The organism is Jejuia spongiicola (assembly GCF_023502325.1).
Classification (GTDB): Bacteria; Bacteroidota; Bacteroidia; order Flavobacteriales; family Flavobacteriaceae; genus Wocania_A; species Wocania_A spongiicola.
This window is the reverse complement of sequence record NZ_JAMFLZ010000007.1, coordinates 1-19,974: the sequence shown is the minus strand read 5'-3', so window position 1 is coordinate 19,974 and position 19,974 is coordinate 1. Positions and strand designations below refer to the sequence as shown.

Below are 19,974 nucleotides of genomic sequence, written 5' to 3'. Positions count from 1 at the left end.
ATAATTTTTTAACATATCCTTTACATTGGAGTTTTTAATTATGATGAATTACTCTATTTTTGTTTGATGCTTTCAATAGAAGAATACCAGGAAGAGTTTGTTGAGTTTTTAAATAATTATTCAACTGTAAAAGAACCTCAAACATTATATAACCCTATTCAATATATCTTAAATTTAGGAGGAAAAAGGTTAAGACCAGTTTTAACGTTAATGACTGCCGATATTTTTAATAACGATTATAAAAAGGCACTAAATGCGGCACTAAGTATAGAAGTATTTCATAATTTTTCTTTAATACATGACGATATTATGGATGATGCTCCTTTGCGTCGCGGACAAAAAACGGTGCATGAGAAGTGGGATGTAAATACAGGTATTCTATCAGGAGATGCTATGTTAATTATGGCTTATCAATTATTTGAAAACTATGAAGCTAATACGTTTCAAGCTTTAGCAAAATTATTTAGTAAAACGGCTTTGGAAGTTTGTGAAGGACAACAGTATGATATTGATTTTGAGACCAGTGACCATGTTACTGTTTATGAATATTTAAAAATGATTGAATACAAAACAGCTGTTTTAGTTGGAGCTGCAATGAAAATGGGAGCCATTGTTGCTGGAGCTTCTATAGAAGATCAAAATAGTATATATGATTTTGGTAAAAATTTAGGAATTGCTTTTCAGTTACAAGACGATTATTTAGATGCTTTTGGTAACCCTAAAACTTTTGGAAAGCAAGTTGGTGGTGATATTATTGAAAATAAAAAAACCTATTTGTATATAAAAGCTCTTGAGTTTTCTGAAGAGGAAAACAAGCTGAAATTGCAACAATTATTTAGTAATAATGTAAATACAACTGATAATAAAGTTGAAGTTGTAAAGCAAATTTTTAAAACGTCAGGCTCTGCCGAAGCCACTAAGAAAGCTATTCAAGATTATACAAATAAGGCGTTTATGGTTTTAAAGTCATTAAATATTTCTGATGATAAAAAAGCAATTTTAAAAGACTTCGGAACAGGCTTAATGAATAGGAATGTATGATGCAGTTACCATCTACTTTTGAAACATTAATTGAAGAAGCAAATCAATTCAATTTATATAATAAATTAATCAAACAACTCAATAAAGATTTTTTATTAGCAAATATTGATTTAGATTTTCATGAAGATGTTTTACCAACAAGTTTAAAGTTACTACTTCACGAAACTATTTATAAGCTTATTCAAGAAAAATTTACCGAGTATCTTAATTTACTTTATATCATTGATGTATCAGAAAAACAAGTAAAAGCATTGGATGGAAATGATACATTAAAGTTATCTGAAGAGGTCTCGTTTTTAATTTTAAAACGTGAGTGGCAAAAAGTATGGTATAAAAACAAATATTAATTAAGACAAATTTATCTTAATTAAAAATATTGTTATACATTTGTATTAAATTAACGACACTATATGTTTTCTAAAGCTTGCGAATACGGTATTAAAGCATCTATTTTTATTGCCATAAATTCTTTTGATGGAAAACGTGTAAGCCCTAAAGAAATAGCTAAAGAAATTGATTCTCCAGAAGCTTTTACAGCAAAAATTTTACAAGCTTTAGTTAAAAATAATGTTATTAATTCTGTTAAAGGTGCATATGGAGGTTTTGAAATTGATAAAAATAAAATATCAACAGTAAAATTAGCTCATATAGTAAACGCCATTGATGGCGATTCTATTTATAGCGGATGTGGTTTAGGTTTACATAAATGTGATGAAGCTCACCCATGTCCTGTGCACGATAAATTTAAAGCTATAAGAGAAGGTTTAAAGCAAATGCTAGAAGATACAAGTTTAGAAGAATTGGCACTAAATATTAAATCGGGAGCATCGTTTTTAAGGATTTAAAAAAATTTGAATATAAATAGGATAAAAACATCCGAAATAAATAATTATTATGGAAACACTACGAAAAGATTCACAAAAACAAATCGGACAATTTGTAGCCGAAGATTATAGAACTGCAGCCGTTTTTTCAAAATATAAAATAGATTTTTGTTGCAATGGTAACAGATCAATCGATGAAGCTTGCGAAAAAAAAGGAATAGACAGCAATGTGTTATTAGATGAACTTAGCCGTGTTTTAAATGAAAAAGGAGGTGAGTCTATAGATTATAAATCGTGGCCATTAGATTTGTTAATTGATTATATTGAAAAAAAACATCATCGCTATGTAGAAGAAAGAATTCCAGTGTTGAAACAGTTTTTAGATAAATTATGTCGTGTTCATGGTGAGCGTCATCCAGAATTATTTAAAATAAATGAATTATTTACTGCCTCGGCAGGTGAATTAGCGTCACATATGAAGAAGGAAGAACTTATATTGTTCCCTTTTGTAAAAAAGATGGTAAAAGCTAAGTTGCAACAGGGCGCTATTCAATCTCCACAGTTTATAACGGTAGAAAATCCAATTGAAATGATGATGCATGAACATGATAATGAAGGGGAACGTTTCAGACAAATAGCTGAGCTTACAAATAATTATACTCTTCCAGCAGATGCCTGCAATACATATGGGGTAACATTTGCGATGTTAGAAGAATTTGAAAAAGATTTACATTTACATATTCACTTAGAAAACAATATTTTATTCCCTCAAGCTATAGAGTTAGAACAACAATTTGGTTAATAGCAAATTCAATTTAGAGCGGTAATATTTAATCGGAAAATCCCAAGAAGTAAAACGAATTGCTTTTTGGGATTTTTAATGAAATTAAAAAATGAACTCTATCTAAAATATAAAGGATACATTCATATAAAAATTACGTCCTTGTCTTGGTATATTATTCCAATCTGCGTAGGTTGAATAATTCGCATCTAAAATATTTTCAACACCATATTTTAAAATCCATTTTTTGGTATTAGTATAGAAAATATTTCCAAAATTAAAGTTTAAAACACCATACGCTGGTGTTTCGTCTTCACCATAAAAACTACTATAATTACTTTGGTTTCCATTACCTTCTAATTGAATTGCTGCATTAAACTTTGCAGTGCTATAACTAAATTCTGCTAAATATGATATAGGTTTTATAAGAGGTAGATTTTTATTGTTACTACTTGTTCCGTAATTATAACCAAGGGTCCCGTTAATTGAAAATGATTTTGATAATTTATATGATGTATTTAAATACACATCAAAAATAGAAGCGTTTGATAAAGCTTTATAAATTCTAACACCATTTGCGCCAATAGTCATAGGGCTTAACGATGCATCAATATCTCCAATAATATAATCCATAATATGAAAATAAGAGGCTTCAACTCCTATGTGAAATTTACTATTATGAAAATTTGCTTTTACATTTACTTCAATTGCTTTTTCGTTTTTTAGGGTTGGGTTTCCTATGTAATCATACCTATCAAAACTATTAAAGAGGAAAAATCCATAACCTTCACTAACAGAAGGGGCTCTTTCTCCATAACCAATACCAAAACTAATATCGTAGTTTTTCTTTTTAAATGTATAATTTGAAGCTATGCTAGTTAAAAACCTACTCTTAGTATCATTAATTTCAGGATAAAAAATTTGAAGACTTTCTAGCCCAACATCTTTAGAAATTTTATTGCTATGGAAACCAACTCTAATGGAAGTAGAAAGCGTTTCATTATCATTTAAAGAGAAATCATCTTTTGCAAAAACCCCTGTATAAAGTGTTCTTATATCAGGCCATGTGTACATAAACATGGCAGGTTGATTAGAGTCGTTTGGGTACATAGTCATTTCTGCTAACGAACGATTGTAAAACCCATTTAAATTTAACACTAACTTATGTTTATTAATGTTTGTTGTAGCTTTACTATAAAACCCATAAGTATCACTCCACCCAGGCATATCCATACGAATTGGTACATCTGGACGTTTAGAATCGTCCATGACATGAGTAATGGTATTAAAGTAAAGTTTAGTTTCTAAGGTTTTTATAAATGTTGAATCGTTGCTGTAATTATGAGTAACAGATGTAATTAAAGCTTCGGCAAGTGAAACATCCATTGGTAATGAAGGATAACCAACATCGGTAGCTTTATCGTAAATTACATTTGCATCAATGGATTGGTTTTCGTTTATTTTAAAACCTGTTTGTAATGATATGTTGTATTTTTGAAATTGAGAATACAATATTTCTTGACTGTTTCCAGCCTCATAATTATCAGATTTTCTAAGAATACCATCAGCATTAATATAAAAATTGCTACTAGAATATTCCATATCTAAACCTCCAGTTCTATAGTTAGCATTGGTTTCGTAACCTAAATCTATACTCGTTTTTAAGCCAGATTCAAAATATTTGCTTGCTGGTAGTTTTAAATCTAATCCACCACCAACGCAATGTCCGTTTTCCGTACCTGTTTGACCAGAACCAACACTTACTTTTTCTAAATTAGAAACATCTACATAGGATGTAATAGGATCCATTTTATCAGTACAGGCACCAAAAATTTGCATACCATCAATAGTTACGTTTAATCGATCGCTATTCATGTTATTTATTGTTGGTTCCCAAGCATAATTACCACGTTTTATCATGGTAACTTTATTTGCCTTCTCTAAATATTCATCTATACTAGATAAGGTTTTTTCTTGTCTATAGTTGCTAAGTTTGCGTCGCCCTAAAACAATAACTTCGTCTAATTTAGTTGTGTCTTTTTTAACGGCACCATCTTCTTGAGCAAATGTAAATCCGCTGAAAAGAAAAATAATGCTGTATTTGATAAACTTTTTCATGTTTTTTTAGTGCTTTTAAACAGACGCATTATAATTTACAATGCGCCTGATTTTTAACAAACCTTTAGAATTCTAGCTCTAAATACAATGAACTTTTGGTATGATCTTCGGTTACATCTTCGCCCTTCAAAACCTCACTGTGATCGTTAATTAATTTTAAATTAAGTACCCAGTAACCTGTCATTGTTAAAGATAAATTGCCGTGATACATATGGTCTTCAGCATTATAACTTAAATCGGTATTGTTAGGAGAACTGTGATTACCCATTCCTGGCATTCTTGGATCGAGTGTAATGGTATAATCTTCAACCACAGGAAAAGTCATCATGTTCTTCATTTTAAAAAGACCAACCTTAAGATCGTTAATTGCAATTTTTGGCTCATTAGGTTCAATTAAAGCAATAATGTATCGGCTATCATCACTCCCCATAAAACTGGTTGTATTTTGTTTTTCAGACTGCAAAACCACTATATCACTTGATGCTGTATAATCTGTTCCATCAATAGTGTAATTTACAGTTAAAGACCAACCAGAACCATCTGTATTTGTCATTTGATAAATAACAAACCCTTCATAAACAGTTTCTTTACCTACTGATTTTGTAACTTCAGATTTAGGGCAAGAGTGTTGCATTGATGGCATTTGCATCATTGGTATCCAAGAAATGGAAGCGTTTTTTATATAACTACTTGATGCTTTTTCTTTTATTCTAATACTTACATTATTATACCCTGTTCTAAAATCTCCAGTAGTATTAAACAACTCGATGGTATGCGTTGTGTTAGTAATATCTTGAACTTTTATAAGGCCTTCAATTTCATTTATTATTGGAGCTTCATTGTCATCTGTTGAACATGATATGGTGAATAATATAATAAGTAGAATAGGTAATATATATCTAAATTTCATCTGTTTTATGTTTTACTTGTCAGATATAACATCCATAATAATCATTGCATTATGCGACTAAATTTTTAGTCATGGATGTTTTATTTTTGTTAGTTTTTTATTTAAAATATGTCTGAAAACTTCCTACTCCCTTAAATAAATAAGCAAGGCATAGAAGTAAAATCTAAGTGATTTTATAAATCGAAAAAACTAACTAAAATTTGGTGGAGGCGTATCTATATCCAGATACATTTTGTTGATTTTTGGAGTTTTAAAAGTTGTATTTTGCTTCAAGGTATTCAAAGAAATAAATGCACTTTCAACTTTGCTTATTGTTGATAAACAAAACGCATCTAGCGTCATACGTTTGCTTTCTTGTATAGGATCAGGGTTATTAGAATCTGAATTATTTTCAGAAAGTTCTTTACGTAATTGACATTTACCATTACATCCTTTCTGTTCTTCTTTTTGAATACACAAAGTCTTAGCAATAAAGTCTTGGTTAACAATAAAATCACCTATAATAACAAGTGTATTTATATTATGGGCAAATAATATAAGTACTAGAATATATACTGTTATTTTACGTGTTATTGTTGATAACATGCAACAAATCTAGATAAAATTATAGAGATAAAATATGATTAAAGTCATTAATAATTTACGGTTTTAAAAATCTTTCTTTTTTGATTTAAATACAATTCTAAGAACGGGCAAAATTACCCAAACAGTTAACATTATAAAGGATATAATTAACCCGAAACTAGTGCCGAAAAATTGTTTAAAAACGGCTCCTGTATAGCCTAATAAAGCTGAAATATCTAATTTCAATAGAATAAGTGTTCTTGATAAATCTATAGGATTTAGCATGGTTCCTATTAGTGATAATTTATCCAATGGATAATCTTCAAATAGGATTAAGGTCATTAAAAAAATACCATCATAAATTATAGCTAAAAACAACCATAATAAAATAGCGTAGCCAAATCCTTTAATTTTATTTTCGTTAGATAATGCTATATTAAAGGCTAAGGCTGTAAATATTAAAGTTAAAAAAGTACCTGTAATTAATAACAAAGAAAAATCCCAAATGGCATTGCTTTTAAGCAAACCATAAAACACAAATGGAATGCCTAAACCAAGAATAAGACTCATTGATAATGATAATGCTACGCCTAAATATTGACCCAAAAATATAGAAGATCGTTTTAATGGTTGCGCTAATAATAACTCTGTAAATTCTTTAGAATTATAATAGTACATAACTCCAAAAATTGTTCCAATTAAAGGCACTAAAACGATAATGACATTCATTAAAGTAATCACTGCTTTTGATAGGTCGTTATTTAAAAATAAAAGTACAATACCTAACAATAAATAAAAAGCAAAATACACGTAACTCCAGCGACTACGCATTAAATCAAAAAAACTATATTTTAATATTTTAAGCATGATTATCGGTTAATATAGACGCAATCGCATGTTCAAAATCGGGTTGACTGGTCTTAGTTTTTAATTCTGAAATTGAGCCTCTAAAATAAATTTTGCCTTCAAGTATAAATACTATTTCATCTGAGACTTCTTCAACAAAGCTCATAATGTGAGATGTAATAAGAATTGTTTTTCCTTTAGCTTTTTCATCTTGAATAAGCTCTTTTAACCTTATCAAAGAAATTGGATCTAATCCTGTTGTAGGTTCGTCTAATATAATTAATGGACTATCAAACATAAAGGTTAATAAAATATTTACTTTCTGCTTGGTACCACCAGATAGGTTTCCTAATTTTTTATCTAAAAAGGGTTGTATTTTAAACAGTTCTATTAAGCGTTCATCTTCATTAGTGTTTTTACGTAAATCTTTTATCATGCGTATTAACTCTTTGACTTTTAGATTGCTGGGGAAATTGGCTATTTGAGGCAGATAATCAATTTTATGCCTGTAATCAGAGTTTTTGCTAATGTTTTCTCCCAAAACAGAAATATCTCCTTTATTTGGTATAACCATTCCTAAAATAGATTTAATAAGCGTTGTTTTACCTGAGCCATTTGGTCCAAGTATGGCAAATATTCCGCCACCTTTAATGCTTAAATCTATACCTTTAAGTACTTCGTTTTTACCAAATCTTTTATATAGATTTTGAATACTTACCATGAAACTTTCTTTATTAATGGATTATTATCTAATAAATTATCTGGAGTAAAAACCGGAGATATTTTTTCTGAAAAATCTATAATATCTATAAACATACTGCGTAATAAGATGATAGTTTCTGGAGTGCGATTCACAATGTATGAAAAGAGCTTAACAGGCCTGTACGGCACATCACCGATGCCATTTTTATCAAGATCGTAACCCGTATAATTGCTCCAATAATTTCTATCAAAAACATTATCATTAACCTTGCTATTATAGGCAATGTCAAAAGAATTATATAGAAAATTGTTTTCTAAAAAACGATTGGTATAGCATGCTCCACGTACTTTAATTGCCCAACCATTGTTTTTAAAATTATTGTGTTTGTAGGTTATTCTGTTTGAACCTTCAATGTTAATGCCTATGGTGTTTTCTTCAAACGTGTTACCAATAATTTCTGCATCATTAATTTCTTTTAAAAGCATTCCATATGAAGCCGTACCCCAATTTTCTCTAAATGTATTGTTAAGCATTTTTATTTTCTTTGAAAACATTACTGCTACACCAGCGCCATTGTTTTCGAAGGTATTATCTTGATATAAATCATCGTTGGAAAACATAAAATGTAATCCATATCTCAAGTTTTCAGCACTTACATTATTTTTAATGATACAATCATCTGAAAACTCTAAATAAATACCATCGCGTACATGCTCAACATAGTTATGCTCAATTTCAATATGATTACTATACCATAATTGTATACCATTTCCAGAATTATATTCCTCAACAGCATCACCAATTATTTTGTTGTGATAGACTTTACCATAACTAGATTTTTCAATATAAATACCAAAAAACAGTTTTTCTAACACAACATTCTGAATAACAAAATTTTTGCTTTTTCTAACACGGATTGCTGCGTAATCTTCTGTATAACTTGTGCCTACATTAATAACAAATAGGCCATCTAATAAAACATCGTCAGAAATTATAGTAATGACCTCTCCTTTTAATTCACCATCAATAACTGGATAATCCTCCCCAATGATTGCTATAGGTTTGTCTATGATTATATTGTACTCTTTGTAAGTTCCTTTTTTTAACCGAATAGTGTCATAATCTTTTGCAATAGTTAAAGCTTCTTTAATTGACTTCACTGAACAACTTTTACAAACTTCAACAGTTTGAGATACACTTGAAGAGGTTATTAAAAATATACTTACAAAAACTAATAGCTTATTCATGGTATTAGTTTTTAAAATGAGCTAAAAGTTCATCCCAAGTATATAGTGTTCCGCTTTTTTTGGCTTTAACTTTCTCAGCTTCAACTTTTTCTTTAAATGCTGATAAGTAAGCACCCATTGGGCTTGGAATGTTTTTGCTGATTAAAAAAATTGCTTGTTTAGAATCTATAAGGGCTTCAGGTTCTGAGTAGTTATTAGACAGGTAAAGTGCTATTTGAGTTGTATCAAATTCATCCATAAAATTGATCATACATTCTGTAGCATCAAATTTATAGACCTTTCCTTTTTTTGTAATTACCTCTGCAGCATGGAGTTTATCTACAATAGTCATTTTACAAAAATGGCAACCATCATTACCATAGTCAATTTTTTTAGGAGATATACTGCAACTAAAAAGCAGTATGAGTAAGCCTAATAAGGTATAATGTTTTAGTGTTTTCATGATTTTTTAGTGTTTTAATGTGTTTTTCTACATAACCTCAAGTTTTCTTACCATTCTTTTTTCCAATAAAATATGCAAATAATGATGCGGCGATACCAAGACCTAAAAAGAATGCTCCCAATCTTGGATATGAGTGAGCCTTGAAGTTTAAAATATCTTTACTTCCAAATAATGGGGGCTGAAAACCCATTACCGTACCATCTGGATTAGTAAATTTCATAATGGCTTTTGGATCTAGATTATGACCATAATCATGCTCCCATAGATAGAAATCGTATAACCCTGCAGCGCTTAAAACAACCATTAACATAAACCAGCCTAAAAACCATTTATAATTACCTTTAAAAGCTATTAAAAGCCCTAATATTGAAGTAACTATAATTCCGATGGGAAATATTTTAAATTCCGGAATGGCCTCAGGAATATATTTCATACCAACATAATGATTCATTAAATTGATGTTTTTTATATCATGCGGATGTACATCTGAAAAATCATTGATATGTATGTTCATGGCTAACGGAGTTGGATATTGTGGAGCTTCTAATGTTATTCTCCATAAAGGAAATAGAAATAATCCTAATGGCAATAAAGCCGCTATTAGCATGATAATGTTAGACTTTTTCATCTTAAAATATTTTAATGGTTTAAGATTCTATTTTTGTAGAAAGATTAGTGTTTTAAAAAGAAAGGCGAGAGCGAAAAGAGGGCCCTCGCCTTTTATAGGAAAATAAACACTAAAACAAAATTTCCCTAATTTGTTTTATTCTATATCTTCTCCCAATGACCATTTTAATGGTGTGCTAGAATTTGCAGGTGATACGCGTACGTACCCTTGCATTTCTTGATGTAATGCTGAGCAGAAATCTGTACAATAGAATGGCCATACGCCAACTTCTTTTGGTTCCCAAAGGAATGTTTCTGTTTGTCCTGGCATAATAAGTAATTCAGAAGTATTAGCTCCAATCATACTTATCCCATGAGGCACATCATAATCTTGTTCTAGGTTAGTAACATGGAAATATACTTTATCGCCAACTTTTATACCTTCAATGTTATCTGGTGAAAAGTGGCTACGTATAGTGGTCATATAAATATGCACTGTTTTGCCATCTCGAACAACTTTAGTGTCAGCTTCATTTAAAGCAGCATACGGGTGTTTGTTTTCCTCTAATTTAAATAGTTTTTTAGACCTAGGCTTTATTAAATCCGCAGGGCAACCAGCAGCATAATGTGGCTCGCCAATTGTTGGAAAGTCTAATAATAATTCCATTTTATCACCCGAAATATCATAAAGTTGGGCTGATTGCGTTACTTCGGGACCAGTTGGTAAATAGCGGTCTTTAGTAATTTTATTCATAGCGACTACATACTTCCCAAATGGTTTTTGTGAATTACCCCCTGGAATCATTAAGTGACCTACAGAATAATAACATGGTTGTCTGTCTACAACCTCCCAAGTACCTAGTTTCCATTTTACAACTTCTGAAGAAATAAAGAATGTAGTATAGGCATTTCCTTTACCATCAAACTCAGTGTGTAAAGGACCTAACCCTGGTTGTTCAACAACTCCTGCTAAAACGTCTTCGAAGTTTATAATTGGAATACCATAAGCATCACCAGCAAATTTTTTATTCTCTATTGCATCTATCATTTTAGTAAATGAGTGTACTGTTAAATTTGCTGAAAGTTTACCATTACCAACAATGTATTCTCCTGACGGATCTACATCACAACCATGTGGTGATTTTGGTGTTGGTAAAAAATAAACAGCACCTGGAACATCTAAAGGGTTAACGGTTAGTACTTCTTTTTTCATTGTTGAAGTTGCTGAATGTGTCGCTTCATCGTAAACATTGTGTGCATATTTTGCAGGCATCATAGTTCCTCCGCCATTGTTTACATATTCTTCTATTTTCTTCCAATTAACTGCAGCAATAAAATCTTTATCGTTTTGAGAAGCATTTACTTCCATTAAGGTGCTTGCTTCTTCAGTGTTGTAGGTAGTAAAGAAAAACCAGCCATGAGACTTTCCACGTCCTGGATGTGATAAATCATAGTCGAAACCAGGCATGATTAATTGGAATTTAATATCCATATGTCCATGTTCTGGATCTATTGAGATAAAAGATAATGAGCCTTTAAAATTACCTTTATAATCTTTTATCGGCATATCTCTTTGTGGAATTGGAACAGAAAAACGTGTTCCAGCCACAACATACTCTGAGTTTTCGGTTACAAATGATGAACTGTGGTTTCCAGCACTATTTGGAATTTCGATAATTTCGGTAGTTTCAAAAGTTGATAAATCTATTTTTGCAATACGTGGCGTATTATTACCATTAATGAATATCCAACGACCATCTATTTCACCATTAGTTTGAGAAATGTCTGGGTGATGAGAATCATCCCATGGCACAAAACCATGAGACGTATTTAACATAGGCTTAGTTTCTTCATTATATCCGTAAGCTTTTTCAGCATCTTGTGAAAAAACAGGGATAACTTTAAATAAACGTCCTGAAGGTAATCCATAAACAGAAAGTTGTCCGCTAAACCCTCCAGAAATAAAGGCATAAAACTCATCGTGCTCACCAGGAGCAACATATACTTTTTCTGCCACGTTTCCAGCTAAAGCACCAGACTTGCTGTCTGATTTTGATGTATTATTACAACTTGTAAATGCTATAAATACACTTAAAATTGCAATAGTTGATTTAATAATATTTTTCATTGTTTATATAAGTTTTGATTAGTTTTTTATTCAGATGGTGGTAATAATACTTTATCAATAACATGTACAATACCATTTCCAGCCTTTACACTGGCAATAATATTAGCCCCACCAATAATAGGCTTGCCGTCTTTTACTTCAACCTGAACATATTGATTATTTGCCTGTCCTAATTTTTTTAGTTTTGTTAATATGGTTTCATTTAAATTACCAGGTGTAACATGGTATTTCAAAATATTAGCTAATACCGCTTTGTTTTCTGGTTTAACTAAATTCTCTACTGTACCTTCTGGCAAGGCATTAAAAGCTGCATCTGTTGGTGCAAAAACGGTTAATGGACCAACGTTTACAAGAGCATTTTCAACTTGTGCAGCTTGAACGGCAGCAACCAATGTTTTATGATCTGGAGATCCTATTGCAATTTGTAAGCAGTTTGGAGTACCTTCATCATCTTGAATAAAAGCTTGACCAGTTTTTTCAACTGATGCATTTTCAGTATTTTCTACTGTAGAGGTCGTTGAGGCTTTTTTATTTTCATTTTTGCATGAAAAAGCTAATGCTAAAAATGCAAAAACAAAAAATAGTTGTTTAATTAGTTTCATATATAGTCTATTATTTTAGCGTTCTAAAGTATTCTAATACAGCTCTGGCATCTTCTTCGGATAAGTTTTGATTTGCCATTGGAGAACCATTAAATTCAATTAATAATTCTTTAGCTAAAGGATCTTTTTGAGTCATTTCATCAGGATTTAAAATCATATTCATTACCCATTCAGGTGTTCTACGATCTAAAATATTTTTTGGAGAAGGGCCAATGAATTTTTTATCTGACCTGTGACAAGCAGTACACATTTTTTTAAATACGTCTGCCCCATGAGTTACCATTTTTGGGTCTATCTCTGCATCTAATTTTAATGATTTGATTGGGCCAATACCTTTGTTAGATAAATCTATTTTTTTAGATGCTAGAACTTTTTCAGGTTTTGGTGCTGCTGTTTGTTCAGTTGGCGCTTTTTTTTGATAAGAGAACCCTTCTTTTTTCTTTTCTTCTTTGCCTCCACAACTTATAAGAAGGGTTACAAATATTGCTGTTAATAGATTTAGTGTTGTTTTCATAAATAACTTTGTTTAAGTCACAAAATTATAATCAAACAAAGAGATAAAATATGATATTTATCATATTTAAGATAAAATTGTCTTAATTTAAATTTGAGCAAGATTTGCCTAGCTTTTTAGTAGAACAAAAACCTAGCAAGTATTTAATCCAGTAGAATTGAATTTACATAAAATAAGATAAAGATATAATCAAGAAACTATAGAAAACCTTAGTTGTTTAGGTACGCAATTAGAAACAATACACTTCAGCTAGAGCTGCAAATCGATCTCCATCATATGATGATTTAGCTTCTATTCTAAAATATCTAAAAGAAGCTTGATTGTCTAATCGAATATTTTGTACGGTATTTACATTTTGCAATGTATAATTACCCAAGCTTGACCAAGTTGTATTATCATCACTTATAAAAATTTCAATGTCTTTTATGGCTCTAGATAATGTTTTTCTTTGCGTAAAGGCAAAACCTTCAGCTGTTATTGTTTCACCCGTATCAATCGCAATTGAGTGAGGATAGTTAGCACTAGCACAAGAGCCATTCCAGCATGAATGCCAATAAGTTTCATCATTATTATCTAAAATAGCCGAAGCTAGTCCAGTATTTTCTTGTCCGCTATTTTCTTCAGAACTAAAAGATTCTATAACCCATTTAGATTTATTGAAATAGTCTTTTTCTCCAAAATCGATTACAGGTGCACCATTAACAAATTTATAAGCATAAGAAATTCGCGTAATATCTCCTGATGTGTGATTTAATAATAGCCTCAAAACATATTCTGTGTTCTCTTTTTTATGAAGCTCACTTATTGGCATACTAATGCTGAATGTATTGTCTGCCTCTAGCTTTGTAGCCCATGTTACTGCATCATAATCGGCATTGTCATCAGCAGGGTCATTGTAAATACTTATACTGTTAACAGTGACGTCTGTTTCAACAGTACCTGAAATTTTTATGTTATTGCTTTCAAAAGAAGCCTGTAGGTTTTTAATACTTGCAGTTGCTCCAGTATAAAATATATCGTTGGAATTATTAAAAACTTGGTTGTTGTTTAAAATAGAACAACTAGCTTCTGATAAAAAAGTAGGTGAGCTCCCATAGGTATAATTCCCGGCGCCCATTAAGCAAGTGCCCTTATTTGAATTTGAAAGATCTGACACTTTTTCTTTGTTGTGTGGTAAGTTTAACCCATGTCCTAATTCGTGCAACAATCCGCCAATGTAAGTTGTAGCTCTTGTTCCTAAACTAGTGCCAGTTCCAAGGTGTTTAATATCCATGTCATCAAAGTCTGATGCAAAACACCATTTTCCTAACCCGTAGTAAGGTACATCTGATGTAGTAGGATCACTTACAGGTGATAAAACTAAATAATGATCGCTATTTTTTTCATCAGGATTTGCGTTATAATAGGCTTCTATTTCTGTAATCATTTTATTTCCTCCGCCCTCATATGGGTAGTTAGAAGCACTGAGTTCCCCATCAATGTAGGTTATTTTGATACGTTTTTTTTGGGTGTCAACAAGTAAATTAAAAGTTTTGTTTCCAAAACCATAATCGTTCATATTCTTTTTATAAAATTCTTGACCTTGCAATAGAATTTCACTAAGCCTTCTATGTGAATCTTTTCGATTTTTTGAACCCTTGGGAACAAAATATATAATGTTCAAATTATATTTAGCCGATGATGTATAATTAAATGTTTCTTCGGTTTCTTCTTTTGGAGTTGAGTTATCTTCATTATCTAACCCATTATCACTTTTAGAACAGTTGTAAAAAAAAGTAAGTGTAATAATGCTTATTACAGTAAAAAAATAGTGTTTCATTTTTTAAATAGGTTTTGTAATTATCTTTTCAAATATATGTAGTAGTAAGGGTATAATTCTGTCAAAAAAGTGCAGATTTTAGTTAATTACTAAAAGCTGCAGAATCTATTTTGTTTAGTTTTAAAAAACCTTCAATGTCATCAGAGATTAAAGCTTTGTTTTTAAAATCTTTAGGTGTTTTATTGAACTGATTTTTAAAGCTTTTTGAAAAATATTTCGGATCGTTAAAACCTACCATATATGCAGTTTCTGATATAGTATACCCGTATTTGGTAATCAAAATTGCAGCTTTTTTAAGGCGCAATAACCTAACAAAATCAACAATGCTTTGTCCTGTTAATGCCATACATTTTCTATACAAACTAGAGTAGCTTAAGTTAAGCGCATCAGCTAATTCTTCCATTTTAAAATTAGGATCATCTAGCCTTAAATTTATATAAGACATCATGTTTTCTAGAAAAATCTCATCATGAGTTTTTTGCTGTGTTACTTCTGGGTGGCTAATAACCTCTTTTCTGTATTTAGAAATAATGTGCTCTTTAGAAACCATTATGTTTTTAACTTTTAACAATAGTTCTTTAGTGTTAAAAGGTTTGTTTATGTACTCTATAGCACCAGATTTAAGCCCATGAATTTTAGAGCTAGTTGAGTTTTTTGCAGTAAGTAAAATAATTGGAATATGCTTTGTTAATTGATTAATTTGAAGTTTACGACACATCTCTATACCATCAACTTTCGGCATCATAATATCGCTTAAAATAAGATCGGGGTAGTTGTTTTTTGCATACAGATATCCTTCTTCTCCATTCTCTGCTAATAAAATATTGTATTTGTCAATTAAAAGCTCTTTTAAAAAGTTTTGTAAGTCATAATTATCTTCTACTATAAGAATGGTTTTTTTAGAGATATCTAAATCGTTTTGATCAATGGTTTCAATATTATCAGGAGTTGAAATGGCCTCAGAGTCATTGCTGTCGCTAGTTACAATTCTTTCATTCTCATCATAATCGCTTTCTCTAATTGGTAATGTTATAGTGAATGTAGTACCCTCTGATGCTTTTGAACTAACCTCAATTTCTCCTTTATGTAAATCCACTAAATCTTTCGTAAGCGCTAACCCAATTCCAGATCCTTTATTTTTCTTACCAATTTTAGATTGATAGAATAACTCGAAAATAGTTTCTAGTTCGTTTTTTGGAATTCCAGGGCCAGAATCTGTTACCGATAATTTGATACTTCTCTTTGAATTGAGAGGTATAACATTTAATTGAACATTACCTTCTTTAGGGGTAAATTTAAAAGCGTTAGAAAGAAGATTATACACTATATGTTCTAACTTTTCTTTATCATACCAAGCTTCTGATAAGTTTTTCGGGCAGTTAATAGCAAAGTCGATTTGTTTTTTTCTTGCTAACTCTTTAAAAGATAAAGCAATATTTTCGACATCTTGGTGTAAATTATTTTTAGTAATAATTAATCGCAATTTGTCTAGTTCTTTATTTCTAACCAATGTTAATTCTCGAGCAATTTTAGAAAGACGTTTTGTGTTTTGAGAAATAATATTTAAACGTTGCTTTAATAGTAGGTTTCCGTTTTGTTCAGCACGTTTAAGCATATCATCAATAGGTCCCAAAATTAAAGTAATAGGTGTTTGAATTTCATGAGACATTTTAGCGAAGAAATTCATTTTTGCTTTATGAATTTCATTTTCCTTTTTATGACTTACTTTTTCTAGAAACAATTTTTTTCTTAACCCATACCAACGACGTATACCATAAATAATAAGACCAATAATTAATAAGTAAACTATGTGCGCAATGGGTTTATTCCACAAAGGCTGTTCAATTTTAATTTCTATACGTTTTACTGGAATATCCCAAACATTTTTTTTAGTACTTGCCTTTACTTCAAAAGTATAATTACCAGATGGAATATTGGTATAGCTAGCAATACGTTCAGGGCTTGTAATCCAGTCTTTGTCAAAGCCTTTTAAACGGTATGCGTAATAATATTTAGGGCTAAGTAAATTGTCTATAGCTGAGAATCTGAATGAAAAAGAAGATTGATTATAATCTAAACTTAATGTTTTTACATTGTGTATGCCTGAAGTAACTTGTGATGCTATTAAAGAATCTGCAGGCTGGTTTAATACTTTAATGGTGTTTATAAACAACTTAGCATTTGAAGGGTTCTTTTCTAGTTTTTTCGGATCGAAATAATTTAAACCTTTTATGCCTCCAAAGTATATAATTCCATTTTCATCCTTATAAGCACTTCTAGATAAAAACATGTTGTCTTGAAGTCCATCAGATGTATAATATGTTTTTAAAGTTTTATTTTTAACGTTTAAATGATTTATTCCGTTACTAGAACTTAACCAATAATTATCATCATTTTCTTTTATAATAGTAGCAAATGTTTTTCCGTTAATGTCTTCTATATAATTTAGGTCACTGTAAGTTTTAGTTTTTGTATTGAATTTTAATATTTCCCAATTACTATTAGTTAACCATAGCTCATTTAATGAAACAGGGCACAAGTTTCTGGCCGCATAAATTTCATTTTCATCTATTTTATTTGAAAAAGGGTAATTAGTAAATGATGACAAATTGAGGCTTTGTTGGTTTTCATTAAATTCAAATAATCCACCTTGATATATACCTAACCACAAAGTCCCATTAGCATCTTCCGATATACTTTCCATAATAAAACCTTTTAACCCATTTGAGTTATTATCAAAAGAAGCTAAAAGCGATAAATCTGGATTATATATACTTAATGAAACATTTGAACCTACCCAGATTCTATCTTTAGAATCTGTAAAAACGGTCCTAACGTCTGTGCCTTCTTGCTCCTTTGAATTAGTGATATTAATTTTTTTAAAGGTATTTTTTTTAGAGTTGTAATGCCATAAACCATTTCTGTATGTTCCAAACCAAATATTAGACTTACTATCTTCGGTTATAGATTGTACATAAAAACCTTTGTTTAAATTAATGTTATTAAAATATTGAGTTTCATTGGAAGTACCATCATTGTTATAAGTAATTTTTGTTAAGCCAGACCCATCGGTTCCAGCCCATAAAGCACCATTACTACTTTTGTAAATGCTTAGTATGCGAAGAGGAGCATTGTTCTCAGAACCCTGATGATACCCTATATTACTGTTGGAATTTGGGATGATATTAAGATTACCATTCTTTGTAGAAATCCATAAGTTTTTATGGTTATCTTCACTAATGTACATGATGGTATTACTATTAATAGAAGACTCATTGGATACCTGCCTAGTATACAAGTCTATTATACCAGTATTAATATTTACTTTATATAAACCACCCCCATCCGTTCCGCCATAAATGTAGCCATTACTACTGCAAAATAAACTCAAGAACATTTCTTTATTTATATTGAATTTATTTTCCTTAAAAAATGTTTCTTGAATAAATTGTTTACTTTTTATATCATAAACAAAAAGACCAAAGGTTTCTGTACCAACCCAAAGTCTATTGTTAGGGTCTATTAATAATGTAAGGTTTCCTGGGTAGTCTGTAAATGGTCCTGTGATTTCTGTAACTTGCTTTGAATTAGTATTATAACTAAAAATCTTACCAGTATTTGTGCTTAAATAGAATTCATTATTACCAACCTCAAGATCAAAAATATTATCGGTATAAGTATTAATAACTGCTATTGACGGCGTATTATCTATTTCAGAGTTTTTGTATTGATATATGTTTCCTTTCTTTGAGGCTAACCATACATTTTCTTTTTTTATAATTATATCAATTATATCATCATCTTTTTCTAGTAATGGGATTATATCCTCAAACTTTGAGTTTTTAGCATTGTATTTAGTTACTAAGCCAAACCTAGAGATGAGCCAAATATTATTACTACTGTCGCTAATGATTTTTTCTATACCATCATTTTTTTTAAGGTTTGGAAAAACAGTTGTACTCTTAACAAACTTGTAATGATAACCGTCATATATTAGCACACCACCTCCACCTACCATCCATATGTTGCCTAAATGATCTTTAGAAGTACTAGCAATAGCTACAGGCTTGTTGTCGAGCATTGGCGATAAATGCTTGAAAACAGTATGATTTTGCCCGTTTAAAACAAACGAGAAACTAAAAATAAGCCCAAATAAAATATGAAACTTTAATTTAATCATAGTCAATACGTAATTCTTCCAAATGGCTTTATCTTAATAAAAGTATAACCTTCCACAAGGCTATCTCTTTTTACGTGAAATGTAAATATATTAATAAAAATCATCTCATTTTACCTGCTAATTCAAACTATTTTTATGACGTATGTGTAATTCGTCAAAAAAGGGTATTATTTCTTCAAAACCCAGTTGTTGACATGGAAAACACTCTAAAATGCATAAAATGACACAGGTAACTGTCCCGTTCGATATGTTAATTTGACTTTTAATTAACGTTTACTTAAAAAAATATATGAATTCGAGACGAAGTTTTGTGAAAAAAACAGCAATTGCTGGCGCAGGATTATCTGTGCTTCCAAGTATGTCTTTTGGCAGTGTTATAGCAAAAGATAAATTAAAACTAGCTTTTATAGGTGTTGGTTTAAGAGGAACTAACCATTTAGATAATGCTTTAAGAAGAAAAGATTTAGAGATTACTGCTATTTGCGATATCGACCCAAATCGTATAAACATTGCTTTGAACAAAATTAGTAAAGCAGGCTTTTCTAAACCACAGGTTTTCGGAAATTCAGATTACGATTACAGAAATCTATTAGAATTAAAAGAAGTAGATGCTGTTATAATATCTACACCATGGTTGTGGCACACCAAA

18 protein-coding genes are annotated in these 19,974 nt (G+C 30.6%); 5 read left to right on the top strand and 13 right to left on the bottom strand.

Going from position 1 to position 19,974, the window contains the following annotated elements:
- The first annotated feature begins 66 nt into the window (after nt 1-66).
- From M3P09_RS14430 to ric, 4 genes are all read left to right on the top strand, one after another.
- Nucleotides 67-1,041 carry a polyprenyl synthetase family protein gene (locus M3P09_RS14430; protein WP_099565385.1) on the top strand — a complete coding sequence of 325 codons (975 nt, stop codon included), beginning with the start codon at nt 67-69 and terminating at the stop codon, nt 1,039-1,041.
- Nucleotides 1,041-1,388 carry a hypothetical protein gene (locus M3P09_RS14425; protein WP_099565453.1) on the top strand — a complete coding sequence of 116 codons (348 nt, stop codon included), beginning with the start codon at nt 1,041-1,043 and terminating at the stop codon, nt 1,386-1,388. The genes M3P09_RS14430 and M3P09_RS14425 overlap by 1 nt, the downstream gene beginning before the upstream one ends.
- A 63-nt stretch (nt 1,389-1,451) precedes the next feature.
- Nucleotides 1,452-1,886, top strand: a complete 435-nt coding sequence (locus M3P09_RS14420; RefSeq protein ID WP_099565386.1) for an RrF2 family transcriptional regulator — start codon at nt 1,452-1,454, stop codon at nt 1,884-1,886.
- 49 nt (nt 1,887-1,935) lie between these two features.
- The gene (ric, locus tag M3P09_RS14415; RefSeq protein ID WP_249973686.1) at nt 1,936-2,667 is read left to right on the top strand and encodes an iron-sulfur cluster repair di-iron protein; all 732 of its coding nucleotides are present in this window, start codon (nt 1,936-1,938) and stop codon (nt 2,665-2,667) included.
- 102 nt (nt 2,668-2,769) lie between these two features.
- Here ric and M3P09_RS14410 read toward each other — a convergent pair whose 3' ends face one another.
- From M3P09_RS14410 to M3P09_RS14350, 13 genes are all read right to left on the bottom strand, one after another.
- Complete coding sequence (locus M3P09_RS14410) at nt 2,770-4,764, bottom strand: TonB-dependent receptor plug domain-containing protein (RefSeq protein ID WP_249973685.1); 1,995 nt, start codon at nt 4,762-4,764, stop codon at nt 2,770-2,772.
- Nucleotides 4,765-4,828: 64 nt separating this feature from the next.
- On the bottom strand, nt 4,829-5,674 hold the full coding sequence (locus M3P09_RS14405) for a hypothetical protein (RefSeq protein ID WP_249973684.1): 846 nt from the start codon (nt 5,672-5,674) through the stop codon (nt 4,829-4,831).
- 189 nt (nt 5,675-5,863) lie between these two features.
- Nucleotides 5,864-6,259, bottom strand: coding sequence for a hypothetical protein (locus tag M3P09_RS14400; RefSeq protein ID WP_249973683.1), 396 nt, complete (start codon nt 6,257-6,259; stop codon nt 5,864-5,866).
- 63 nt (nt 6,260-6,322) lie between these two features.
- The gene (locus tag M3P09_RS14395; RefSeq protein WP_099565391.1) at nt 6,323-7,105 is read right to left on the bottom strand and encodes an ABC transporter permease; all 783 of its coding nucleotides are present in this window, start codon (nt 7,103-7,105) and stop codon (nt 6,323-6,325) included.
- The gene (locus M3P09_RS14390; RefSeq protein ID WP_249973682.1) at nt 7,098-7,805 is read right to left on the bottom strand and encodes an ABC transporter ATP-binding protein; all 708 of its coding nucleotides are present in this window, start codon (nt 7,803-7,805) and stop codon (nt 7,098-7,100) included. Before M3P09_RS14390 ends, M3P09_RS14395 begins: the two co-directional genes overlap by 8 nt.
- Nucleotides 7,799-9,034, bottom strand: coding sequence for a nitrous oxide reductase family maturation protein NosD (locus M3P09_RS14385; RefSeq protein WP_249973681.1), 1,236 nt, complete (start codon nt 9,032-9,034; stop codon nt 7,799-7,801). Before M3P09_RS14385 ends, M3P09_RS14390 begins: the two co-directional genes overlap by 7 nt.
- Nucleotides 9,035-9,038: 4 nt before the next feature.
- Nucleotides 9,039-9,476: a nitrous oxide reductase accessory protein NosL gene (locus tag M3P09_RS14380; protein WP_249973680.1), complete on the bottom strand. Its 438-nt coding sequence runs from the start codon at nt 9,474-9,476 to the stop codon at nt 9,039-9,041.
- Nucleotides 9,477-9,513: 37 nt separating this feature from the next.
- Nucleotides 9,514-10,104: a hypothetical protein gene (locus tag M3P09_RS14375; RefSeq protein ID WP_249973679.1), complete on the bottom strand. Its 591-nt coding sequence runs from the start codon at nt 10,102-10,104 to the stop codon at nt 9,514-9,516.
- Nucleotides 10,105-10,239: 135 nt separating this feature from the next.
- Nucleotides 10,240-12,210: a Sec-dependent nitrous-oxide reductase gene (gene nosZ, locus M3P09_RS14370; RefSeq protein WP_249973678.1), complete on the bottom strand. Its 1,971-nt coding sequence runs from the start codon at nt 12,208-12,210 to the stop codon at nt 10,240-10,242.
- Between the two features lie 26 nt (nt 12,211-12,236).
- Nucleotides 12,237-12,812, bottom strand: a complete 576-nt coding sequence (locus tag M3P09_RS14365; protein WP_099565397.1) for a fasciclin domain-containing protein — start codon at nt 12,810-12,812, stop codon at nt 12,237-12,239.
- Between the two features lie 10 nt (nt 12,813-12,822).
- On the bottom strand, nt 12,823-13,326 hold the full coding sequence (locus tag M3P09_RS14360; RefSeq protein WP_249973677.1) for a c-type cytochrome: 504 nt from the start codon (nt 13,324-13,326) through the stop codon (nt 12,823-12,825).
- A 229-nt stretch (nt 13,327-13,555) separates the two neighbouring features.
- Nucleotides 13,556-15,145, bottom strand: coding sequence for a discoidin domain-containing protein (locus M3P09_RS14355; protein ID WP_249973676.1), 1,590 nt, complete (start codon nt 15,143-15,145; stop codon nt 13,556-13,558).
- Nucleotides 15,146-15,227: 82 nt separating this feature from the next.
- Entirely contained in the window at nt 15,228-19,325 is a 4,098-nt protein-coding gene (locus M3P09_RS14350) for a hybrid sensor histidine kinase/response regulator transcription factor (RefSeq protein WP_249973675.1), read from the bottom strand.
- Nucleotides 19,326-19,614: 289 nt separating this feature from the next.
- Here M3P09_RS14350 and M3P09_RS14345 point away from each other — a divergent pair.
- The coding region (locus M3P09_RS14345) for a Gfo/Idh/MocA family protein (protein WP_284041209.1) at nt 19,615-19,974 on the top strand (360 nt) is incomplete at its 3' end.

Excerpts from the sequence above, each read along its gene's own strand:
- M3P09_RS14375 (WP_249973679.1), bottom strand. The coding sequence starts at position 10,104 with ATGAAAAAGTCTAACATTATCATGCTAATAGCGGCTTTATTGCCATTA.
- M3P09_RS14410 (WP_249973685.1), bottom strand. The coding sequence starts at position 4,764 with ATGAAAAAGTTTATCAAATACAGCATTATTTTTCTTTTCAGCGGATTT.
- M3P09_RS14405 (WP_249973684.1), bottom strand. The coding sequence starts at position 5,674 with ATGAAATTTAGATATATATTACCTATTCTACTTATTATATTATTCACC.
- M3P09_RS14355 (WP_249973676.1), bottom strand. The coding sequence starts at position 15,145 with ATGAAACACTATTTTTTTACTGTAATAAGCATTATTACACTTACTTTT.
- M3P09_RS14380 (WP_249973680.1), bottom strand. The coding sequence starts at position 9,476 with ATGAAAACACTAAAACATTATACCTTATTAGGCTTACTCATACTGCTT.
- ric (WP_249973686.1), top strand. The coding sequence starts at position 1,936 with ATGGAAACACTACGAAAAGATTCACAAAAACAAATCGGACAATTTGTA.
- M3P09_RS14425 (WP_099565453.1), top strand. The coding sequence starts at position 1,041 with ATGCAGTTACCATCTACTTTTGAAACATTAATTGAAGAAGCAAATCAA.
- M3P09_RS14365 (WP_099565397.1), bottom strand. The coding sequence starts at position 12,812 with ATGAAACTAATTAAACAACTATTTTTTGTTTTTGCATTTTTAGCATTA.
- M3P09_RS14390 (WP_249973682.1), bottom strand. The coding sequence starts at position 7,805 with ATGGTAAGTATTCAAAATCTATATAAAAGATTTGGTAAAAACGAAGTA.
- M3P09_RS14400 (WP_249973683.1), bottom strand. The coding sequence starts at position 6,259 with ATGTTATCAACAATAACACGTAAAATAACAGTATATATTCTAGTACTT.
- nosZ (WP_249973678.1), bottom strand. The coding sequence starts at position 12,210 with ATGAAAAATATTATTAAATCAACTATTGCAATTTTAAGTGTATTTATA.
- M3P09_RS14385 (WP_249973681.1), bottom strand. The coding sequence starts at position 9,034 with ATGAATAAGCTATTAGTTTTTGTAAGTATATTTTTAATAACCTCTTCA.
- M3P09_RS14420 (WP_099565386.1), top strand. The coding sequence starts at position 1,452 with ATGTTTTCTAAAGCTTGCGAATACGGTATTAAAGCATCTATTTTTATT.
- M3P09_RS14430 (WP_099565385.1), top strand. The coding sequence starts at position 67 with ATGCTTTCAATAGAAGAATACCAGGAAGAGTTTGTTGAGTTTTTAAAT.
- M3P09_RS14395 (WP_099565391.1), bottom strand. The coding sequence starts at position 7,105 with ATGCTTAAAATATTAAAATATAGTTTTTTTGATTTAATGCGTAGTCGC.
- M3P09_RS14360 (WP_249973677.1), bottom strand. The coding sequence starts at position 13,326 with ATGAAAACAACACTAAATCTATTAACAGCAATATTTGTAACCCTTCTT.
- M3P09_RS14350 (WP_249973675.1), bottom strand. The coding sequence starts at position 19,325 with ATGATTAAATTAAAGTTTCATATTTTATTTGGGCTTATTTTTAGTTTC.